Source organism: Nocardia mexicana NBRC 108244 (assembly GCF_001613165.1).
Lineage (GTDB): Bacteria > Actinomycetota > Actinomycetes > Mycobacteriales > Mycobacteriaceae > Nocardia > Nocardia mexicana.
This window is the reverse complement of sequence record NZ_BDBV01000128.1, coordinates 24411-31859: the sequence shown is the minus strand read 5'-3', so window position 1 is coordinate 31859 and position 7449 is coordinate 24411. Positions and strand designations below refer to the sequence as shown.

Annotated in this window: 8 protein-coding genes; 6 read left to right on the top strand and 2 right to left on the bottom strand. The window is 70.1% G+C overall.

Translation table 11 applies throughout. The features are described 5' to 3' along the window. From NM1_RS37990 to NM1_RS37980, 3 genes are all read left to right on the top strand, one after another. Positions 1 to 1237, top strand: a 1237-nt coding sequence (locus NM1_RS37990) for a hypothetical protein (RefSeq protein ID WP_373864096.1), incomplete at its 5' end; no start/stop codon positions are given. Beyond that, the gene (locus NM1_RS37985; RefSeq protein ID WP_255286274.1) at positions 1234 to 3018 is read left to right on the top strand and encodes a P-loop NTPase family protein; all 1785 of its coding nucleotides are present in this window, start codon (positions 1234 to 1236) and stop codon (positions 3016 to 3018) included. The genes NM1_RS37990 and NM1_RS37985, both read left to right, overlap by 4 nt. A gap of 119 nt (positions 3019 to 3137) precedes the next feature. Next, positions 3138 to 3407 (top strand): hypothetical protein, encoded by a 270-nt coding sequence (locus NM1_RS37980; RefSeq protein WP_068032037.1) that lies wholly within the window; start codon positions 3138 to 3140, stop codon positions 3405 to 3407. On the opposite strand, the gene NM1_RS37975 is transcribed toward NM1_RS37980, so the two are convergent. Further along, complete coding sequence (locus tag NM1_RS37975; protein WP_068032033.1) at positions 3386 to 5431, bottom strand: glycoside hydrolase family 15 protein; 2046 nt, start codon at positions 5429 to 5431, stop codon at positions 3386 to 3388. The genes NM1_RS37980 and NM1_RS37975 overlap by 22 nt on opposite strands. A 115-nt stretch (positions 5432 to 5546) precedes the next feature. Between NM1_RS37975 and NM1_RS37970 the strand changes: the two genes are divergently transcribed. Beyond that, a complete protein-coding gene (locus NM1_RS37970) occupies positions 5547 to 5783 on the top strand; it encodes a hypothetical protein (RefSeq protein ID WP_068032030.1) in 237 nt (78 codons plus the stop codon). Positions 5784 to 5875: 92 nt separating this feature from the next. Then, positions 5876 to 6139 (top strand): hypothetical protein, encoded by a 264-nt coding sequence (locus NM1_RS37965; protein WP_147288866.1) that lies wholly within the window; start codon positions 5876 to 5878, stop codon positions 6137 to 6139. Between the two features lie 30 nt (positions 6140 to 6169). Here NM1_RS37965 and NM1_RS37960 read toward each other — a convergent pair whose 3' ends face one another. Next, on the bottom strand, positions 6170 to 7204 hold the full coding sequence (locus tag NM1_RS37960; protein WP_068032028.1) for a M48 family metallopeptidase: 1035 nt from the start codon (positions 7202 to 7204) through the stop codon (positions 6170 to 6172). Between the two features lie 65 nt (positions 7205 to 7269). Here NM1_RS37960 and NM1_RS44750 point away from each other — a divergent pair, with 65 nt between their 5' ends. After that, on the top strand, positions 7270 to 7359 hold the full coding sequence (locus NM1_RS44750) for an Ms4533A family Cys-rich leader peptide (protein WP_342773681.1): 90 nt from the start codon (positions 7270 to 7272) through the stop codon (positions 7357 to 7359). The last annotated feature ends 90 nt before the right edge of the window (positions 7360 to 7449 follow it).

The window sequence follows — 7449 nt, the reverse complement described above, 5'->3', positions numbered from 1 at the left end:
GCCGATGGTGGCCCCCGCCCCGGTGGCCGCCGCGCCGATCGCGGCTCCCGCTCCGGCGTCGAATATCGCTGTCGTGCAACCGATTGCGGCGGCTCCGGCCCCGGTGCCCCCGCCGGTTCCGGCCGCGATGATCCCGCAGCCGGTCGCCGCGACCCCGATACAGCCGAGCCATCAACCGGATGCGGCCTGGAATCCGATCGCCGATGTGCTGAACGTGCACCCCGGACTGTCGCCGCTGATCGCCCCCGGCGGCGCCGTGCCCTCGCTGTTCGACGGCTTTCCCGGGCACGAGCCGGGTTCCGGGCACGGCGGAACGGGGACCGGCGACGACTGGTCCGGCACCTCGCCGACCTCGCTCTCCCCGTCGCTGACCGGCACCCCGTCCACCTCCCCGCACACCGGCCCGACCTCCGGTGGCGTCACGACGCCGTCGCACAGCGCCGATCCGAGCAAGCCTGGCCTGCCGACATTCGGCCCGGGCAAGTCGACCACGGTCGCGCCGTCCACGGAGCCGGGCACCACCCGGCCGGATGCGACGAGACCCGAGACCACGCGGCCCGAAACCACCAAGCCCGGCACGTCCACGAACCCGGGCGGCGCGCAGGACACCGACGATGCGACGGTCGCGCCCACGGTGACCCGCCCGCGCGACACCGACTCCGGTCAGCCGGGCGGCGCGCACCGCCCCACCGGATCCGATACGGCCGGTCCGAGCGTCACCACGCCCACCGACGGCGGCCCGACCACGGGGCCGACGACGCACGACCTGCCCACGACGCACGACGGGCCGGGCGCGAGCCCCACTCGCGATCTGCCCTCCCACGAGCCGAGCGCGTCCGCGCCGACTACCATGCCCAGCCATGCTCCGACGGTCCCCAGCATCAGCAGGCCGGTGCAGCCCGATCCCGACGATCTGGACGGCGGCGCCCCGACGCAGCACACGCAGCCGCAATACACGCAGCCGCAGCACACGCAGCCGCACACTCCGGTGAAGCCGCCGACCACCGCGGATTCATCGCCCAACGGCGTGAATCCGGTGAAACCGATTGGCTACGAAGCGGATTCGTACGCCGCACCGCACCACGCGTCGTACGACACCGCGCACGACACCACGATGTGGCCGCCGATCCAGCACGTGGGTCTCGCCGCCGACGGTGGCGCGCTGTCCGACCCGCTGCTGCCGGGCGCGACCGGCCCCGAGCCGCACCACCCCGTCGACCACCACATCATGCTGTGACTGCGGTGGACGCTGCCGCCGCCAAGCACCCGGATGCGATGGCGCCGCTGCTCGGGCTGCTCGACGAGCTGCTCGAGCAGACCCGTGCCGCCGGGCGAGCCGACCTGTCCGCCCGCCTGGGCATGTCCCGAGCCCGGGTGGCCGATCCGCGGGTGCGCCTGGTCGTGGTCGGCGAGCCGAAGAACGGGATGAGCACGCTGGTCAACGGCCTGGTCGGGACGGTCGTCAGCCCGACCGACAGCCCGGTCAGCGTGCCCGCGATCGCCGAGTACGGCCCGCAGCCGACGGCCACCCTGGTCCGCGCCATCGGCGGCGGCCGCACCGAGCGCCAGGCGGTCGATCCGCTGAACCCGGGTCCGGCACTGGCCGCCGAGGGCGTGATCCGCGCGGAGTTCACCGAGCCCAGCCCGCTGCTGGCCGAGGGCTTCGTGGTGATGGACGCGCCCGGTGCGCCGGCCGACACCCCCACCACCTGGTCGCTGATCGCCGCCGCCGACGCCGTGCTGTACGTGGCCGCCGCCGGATCCGAGTACTCGCCCGAGCAGATCGCGCTGCTGCAGCGCATCCAGCAGGTGTGCCCGACGGTGGTGTGCGTGCTCAACAAGATCGACCGATTCCCGAACTGGGCGCGGGTGCAGCAGCGCAATCGGGATCTGCTCGACGGGGCGGGCCTCGGCTTCGCCGTCGCGCCGGTCTCGGCGGCGCTGCATCTGCAGGCCGCCGGTGACGAGCGCCGCGACCTCGAATCCGGTGTGCCGCAGCTGATCGAGCACCTGCGCGACTACGTGCTGACCCGCGCGGACGCGGTGGCCCGCGAGGCCGCGGTGCGCGATATCCGCACCATCACCGACCATCTGGCGATGGCGCTGCGCACCGAGGCCGAGACGCTGCGCGATCCGCGTCGCCGCAGCGAGCTCACCGAGCAACTGCGCAAGGCGCGCACCGACGCCGACGAACTGCGGCAGCGCTCGGCGAACTGGCAGGTCACCCTCGCCGACGGCTGTTCGGAACTGATGGCCGATATCGAGCACGACCTGCGGCACCGGCTGCGCACCCTGATCCGGGAGGCCGAGACCGAGATCGGCACCCGCGATCCGTCCCGCCGCTGGAACGAGTTCGGCGCCGACCTGGACGCGCGCATCTGCGAGGCGGTGGAGGAGAACTTCGTCATCGCCCACTACCGCTCGATCGAGCTGGCCGAGCAGGTGTCGGAGAAGTTCCCGCACACCGAGTGGGACGTGCCGCTACCCGATATGCGGCTGGAGAATCCGGGCGAGGTGCTCGAACCGGTGGCCTCGCTGGAACCGCTCGGCAGCGCGAAAGTCAGTGTCGTCCAATCGGTTCTGAACGCCATGCGCGGCTCCTACGGCGGCCTGCTGATGGTCGGCGTGCTCACCCAGCTGCTGAATATGCCGCTGGTGAACTGGTATTCGGGTGCGGCCGCGGGCCTGCTCGGCGTGCAGGCCGTGTGGGAGGACCGCAGGATGCGCCGCGACCGGCGGCAGGCGGAGGCGAAGGTGGCCGTCGGCCGGCTGATGGACGACGTGATCTTCCAGGTGAGCAAGGAATCGCGATTCCGGCTGCGCAATGTGCAGCGCACTCTGCGCGACCATTTCACCGAGATCGCCAACCAGACCCTGCGCTCGGTCGACGAATCGCTGCGTGCCGCCGAGGAGGCCGCGGCCGTGCACTCGCCGCAGAGCCGCGACCGCCGCCTCACCGAGATCGAAAAGGCGCTGGTCCGCCTGCGCGATGTCCGCGAGCGTGCCGACGCCGCATAAGACATAGGCCTTTCCTGAATCCGGCCGAAAGTATGCCGGAATGACGGAGGGGCCCTGCCGGTATGCGCGAACTGCGGTAAGTTGCTGGGCCGAACGTGTTATTGGATGAGGGAGCTGCCGTGCGCACGAAACTGCTGGCCGGAGTACCGGCCGCCCTATTACTGGCCTCGGGATTATCGGTGCTGGCCGCCCCTGCCGCGGAGGCCGCCCCGGCCTACACCTGCACCGCCAAGAACCACGCCGGCGAGGACCTGCAGCCGGTCACCGTGCAGGCGCAGCACGGCGAGTTCCAGGCCCGCAAGCGGGCGCGCCCGGAATGGTTCGGCCAGGCCGACTTCGAGACCATCCGGTGCGCGCCGACGGGAGGCTATATCCCTCCGGACCGGTGAGCCGGGTGGAAATCGCCCGCTCTGACCGACTCCTCGGCGCGGATCACGTGCATCACGGCATTGATCAGCGCCAAGTGGGTGAACGCCTGCGGGAAGTTGCCCAGATGCCGCCCCGAGCGCGGATCGATCTCCTCGGCGTAGAGCTTGAGCGGGCTGGAGTAGCCGAGTAGCCGCTCCAGCAGATGCCGGGCCCGCTGCACCTCGCCGATCTCGACCAGCGCCGACACCAGCCAGAACGAGCAGATGGTGAACGTCCCCTCGACCCCGGACAGCCCGTCGTCGGTGGATTCGGTGCGGTAGCGCAGCACCAGCCCCTGCTCGGTGAGGTCGTCGGCGATGGCCAGCACCGTCTTGCGCACCCGGTGGTCGTCCGGCGGCAGGAACCGCAGCAGCGGCACCAGCAGCAGCGACGCGTCCAGGGTGTCGCCGCCGTAGGTCTGGGTGAAGACGCCGTCGGCGTTCACCCCGTTGTCGAGGATGTCGGCGCGGATCTCGTCGGCGATGTCGTGCCACTTGCGCGCGTAGTCGTATTCGCCGTGCATCTCGGCCAGTTTCGCGCCGCGGTCCAGCGCCACCCAGCACATCACCTTCGACGAGGTGAAATGCTGTGGTTCGCCGCGCACCTCCCACATGCTGCGGTCGGGGTTGCGCCAGTGCTCGATGGCGGCCTGCACCTGCTTCTCCAGGATCGGCCACAGCGATTCGGGCACCTGCTGACGCGATTTCACGTGCAGGTAGACCGAGTCCAGGATGGTGCCCCAGATGTCGTGCTGGTCCTGCTGGTAGGCGTCGTTGCCGATGCGCACCGGCCGCGCGCCGTCGTAGCCGTGCAGATGGTCGAGTTCGTACTCCTCGATCTGCCGTTCGCCGCCGATGCCGTAGAGCACCTGCAGCGGCAGCGTCTCGCCGTCGTCGCACTTGGCGACGTCGTAGAGGAAGGCGAAGAAGTCGTCGGCCTCGCGATTGAGCCCGAGCGTGTACAGGCCCCACAGGGCGAAGGTGGAGTCCCGCACCCAGCTGTAGCGGTAGTCCCAGTTGCGTTCTCCGCCAGGGGTTTCCGGTAGCGAGGTGGTGGCCGCGGCGAGCAGCGCACCGGTCGGGGCGTAGGTCAGGCCCTTGAGGGTGAGCGCACTGCGCTGCAGGTAGCCGCGCCATTCGTGGTCCGGGAACTTCCCGAGCGTGATCCACTGCCGCCAGTACTCGGTGGTGGCCCACATCTTCTGCGCGGCCTCGGCGAAGGTGCGCGGCGGCGGCAGCGGCGACCAGGACAGCGCCACGAACACCTCGTCGCCCTCCTGCATGCGCGTGCGCGCCTGCGCGGACCGGCCCTCCAGGCCCAGCCGCATATCGGTGGTGAGGGTCAGGGTCGGGCTTTCCGGCCTGCCGGAGCAACTGGCGGTGGCCTGCTCGTAGACGTCGCCCGTGTACTGCCAGTCGGCGAGGCCGCGGTGGTAGTCGAAGGACGGCTCGCAGGTCAGTTCCAGCTCCACCACGCCGTTCACGCATTTCACGGTGCGTAGCAGGATGTGCTCGGCGTCCCAGTCGCGCGGGGTGCGGCGGTAGGTGCCGCTGCGCTTGTCGTTGTTGTGCCACGGGCCCAGCACCAGCGCATCGCGCACGATCAGCCAGCCCGTCTCGGTCTGCCAGGTGGTTTCCACGATCATGCCGCCGGGCAGGTAGCGGCGGGCGGCGGGCACGTTCACGCCGTACGGGCCGAGCCGGAAGTGCCCGGCGCTGCGGTCCAGCATCGCGCCGAACACGCTGGGGGAGTCCGGCCGGGGGATGCACAGCCATTCCACCGAGCCGTTGCGCGCGATCAGGCAGTTCGTCTCGCAGTCGGACAGGAACGCGTAGTCGTCGATCGGCGGGTAGACGGATCGGTGCGTCGTCCCCGCCGCCGTCGGGAGGTATCCGGCGCCCAGGGCCGCATCGGGCACGTCTTCGAGGGCATCCCGCGGAACCGGCGGATCGTTCGGCGTCATCCCGCCGGGGACATCGGAGATCGGTTCATCGTAGGACGACATACAGCCATCATCGGCCCCACGCACGCACGGCGTCCACAACGCTTTCGCCCGGGATCTCGTTACCCCGAGGGGGACGGCCCGACATCGCGGGTTCGTCGGCTATTAGGCTGGATCCGTGCAACGCATCGCTGGTTGGTGGGACGGCTTCGAACTGTGGGTCGCCGGCCTGCCGTTCGTTCCGCAGTTTCTGGTGGTCCTGATCGGGGCGCTCCCGGTCAGCCTCGCCATCGCGTACCTGCTCGACCGCGCACTGCGGCTGGTGCTGCGGTTGCTGGGCCGCGACCGGGCCGCAGACGGTGATGCCGAGCCCGCGGCCGGGCCCGCGCGCCCGCTGCACGAAGAGGCGGCGTGATGCCGCGGTCTCGTGTGCAGCTCGCGCTGGTCGCGCTGCTGGTGCTGGTGATCGTCGCCTGGCTGTTGACCCGCTGAGGTACTGTGCACCGCATGCCAACCGATGAGGAATTCGCGGAGATCGCGCAGATGCTGGACTCCGACGAGCTCGACGAGGGACCGCGCCTGCTTTCCACCCACTACGCCTCCCCGGAGGAGGCCGTCGAGATGGTGAAGGCGGCCCAGGTGCTCGGGCTGGGCGTGCGGCTGCACAATCAGCTGCGGGTCGAGGAGACCAACGAGGAGGGCGAGGAGTCGGCCACCGAGGAGTGGATCATCGACCTGCTCGAGAGCCCGCCCGAGGTCGAGGACGAGTAAGCCCGACCCGCTTCTTTCTCGATCAGCCTGTCATAGACCCAGCCGTTTTCCGAGCTTCGACACGGTATTACCCACCTCTTGTCCCACGGTGCTCACCGCGGCCCCGACATCGCGGCCGAGGTCGCGCACCGTGCGGACGAGCGGGTCCTCCGAGGCGTCGAAGTTCTCCCGATACGCGCGGGCGGCCGCCCGGACCTCGTCACTGATGCGGGTGCTCCTGTCGTGCTCGCGCCGCGGGTACTGCCCGTCGAGGATGCGGTCGAACTCCCCGGCGGCGATCCAGCGCCGCAGCTCCGCGGCCCGCAGCACCGAGAACGGATGCGACCGCAGCTCCAGATTGAGCAGCTTCAGCACGCCGTCGCGCAGGTCCCCGGTGCGGTCGTAGTCGTCGGCCTGCTGCAGGAACGCCGCGTGGTTCATCTCCTTCACCATCGCGCCGCCCGCCAGCTTCATGTGCACCCGCACCGACGCGTCGACGTCCTGGCCGCACAACAGTCCCGCCCGGTCGCCGGACAGCTCCGATTTGCGGCTCCACTCCATCAGCGCCGCCACGATGGCGCGCAGCGCCCAGCCGCCCACCGGCATCCAGCCGATTCCGGACGCCAGCCGCAGCAGATGCATGAGCATGGTGCGATAGACGGCGTGCCCCGACAGCGCGTGGCCGAGCTCGTGACCGACCGCGAAGCGCAGCTCCTCGGTATCCAGCAGCTCGAGCAGGCCCGTGGTGAGCACGATGAACGGCTCGTCCATACCGATGGTGAGGGCATTCGCCGTCGGATCCTGCAGTACGTACATCTCGGGCGTGACCGGTGCGTCGAGTATCCGCACGGCATCGGCCCGCAGCTCGTACAGCGTCTTGAACTGGCGTTCGTCCACCCGCACCGCGGTGGCCAGGTACAGCAGCCGGTGCTGGCGCTCGCGGAGCAGGCCCGACAGCGTGCGCAGGACTGTGTCGAACCCCGTGAACGACCGCATCGCGACGAGCGCGGTGCGGTCGGCGGGATGCTCCCAGGCGCGGCTGCTGATGCCGGGAAAGCTGCGACGGATGCGGTCCGGACTGGTCATTTGGTTCCCCCGGTCGGTTTTCGGATGATTAGCAGGTTGTCATTCTGCTCTGCTACAGTCTGCCCGTGTCATCGAGCGTTATGCCGCAGGTCCGCCATGAATTGGCGTTGATCGCTGTCGGCTGCCTCGTAGTCGCAGACATTCACTGTCGCTGAGCGCGCGGTCGCGCTCGCGCGGGTCGGCTCGCCCTAGACTGGCCGGTGCACCTTTCACGAGCGTTTCCCGTACGGGCGGCCCCTGGGCCA